Here is a 1,361-nt window from a genome sequence, read left to right as displayed (position 1 = left end):
GTATCGCCGGCGTTCTAGTCCATGCGCAGTCCCACCCCTAACCCTTGCTCGGCCCCATTACGGTGCGTGATCACCCATTTCGGCTGCTTGATCACCCATTTCGGCAACGTGATCACTCGTTTCGGGATCGTGATCACCGAATTCGGGGGCGTCGCCGAAGTGATCACGTTCTGCCGAAACCAGCGATCAGCTTCCCGCCGAAAGAGGTGATCACGTTCCCCCGAAATCGCTGATCACGCGCCCCGAAATACGCAATCCAACGACACTACTCTGACATGATGCGCGTTGCCGTCTCGATCAAGGCCGGCAAAATGACACCGTCGACGATCCTGCGCCGGCTGGGTTCGGAGAGCACGAAGAACAAGCTTTACTTCGCGTTCCGGGAACTCGGCCGCGTTATCCGCACGCTGTTCTTGCTGAAGTACCTGAACGACCCGGAGCTCCGGCGCACCATTCACGCCGCGACCAACAAGAGCGAGCAGTTCAATGACTTCGCACAGTGGTTGATGTTTGGCGGCGACGGGATCATTGCCGAAAATCTGCGGCACGAGCAGCGCAAGGTGATCAAGTACAACCAGCTGGTTGCCAACATGGTCATCCTCCACAACGTTCAGTGGATGTCGCGCAAACTCAAGGATTTGCAGGAGCGAGGGCACCCGGTGAATGCCGAAGTCCTCAAGGCGTTGTCACCTTACCGACGCGAGCACATCAACCGGTTCGGCGATTACCTACTCGACCTGCAGCGGCGCGTGCCGCCGCTCGACCCATCGATCGATTTCGTATTCAAATCAGCGGCTTAGCGGAGATGTGGCGAATTTTTTGTGAATCCCGGCCGCCCCTCCAGTAGGTCCCAATGCTGACCTCCATCAAATCCGAGGCTGCTAGGTATGCCTTCGGCGGCGCCGCGCCTTTGTTCCTGTCAGGCGCCGTCCCCAAATTCTAGAGCAATGCCGCCACGCCGGCACAGCCGTAGCACTCTATGACTCAACGCACCCACCAATGCGTCCCTGCCGGCTCATATCCGCCCAATGTGACGGCAGCCGATCCAGTGCCGCATGTCTGATTCACATATGTGAATTCCGACTTCCGACCAAGCCGACCTTGAACCATTATCGGGTGTACACCGCGCGGCGCTCCGAGCCCGGCAGTTTTCAAGGAGACCATCTTGTCATCCCAACCAATCAGGTTCACCGTAAATCCCCCGGCCCCTAGCATAGCGACGCTTCGCAACGAAGTAAGGGAGTTCCTTCAACAGGCGCAAGACCGAGGCATGTTTCGCAGCTCCTCCCACGGCTGGGCGGTCCCCGATGCATCCTTCAGTGAAGCGCTTGGCCAGCGCGGCTGGATTGGCATGACATGGC

Annotated in this window: 1 pseudogene; it reads left to right on the top strand. The window is 58.6% G+C overall.

From position 1 onward, the window contains the following. Positions 1-254: 254 nt before the first annotated feature. Positions 255-800: pseudogene (locus AC3FKH_RS34420) on the top strand (Tn3 family transposase); the annotation flags it as partial. Between the last annotated feature and the right edge of the window lie 561 nt (positions 801-1,361).

The sequence above is a fragment of the Cupriavidus sp. 21MJTG02-4 genome (genome assembly GCF_057798975.1).
Note: the sequence above shows the minus strand (reverse complement) of the source record. Positions and strands in the feature narration are given on the sequence as shown.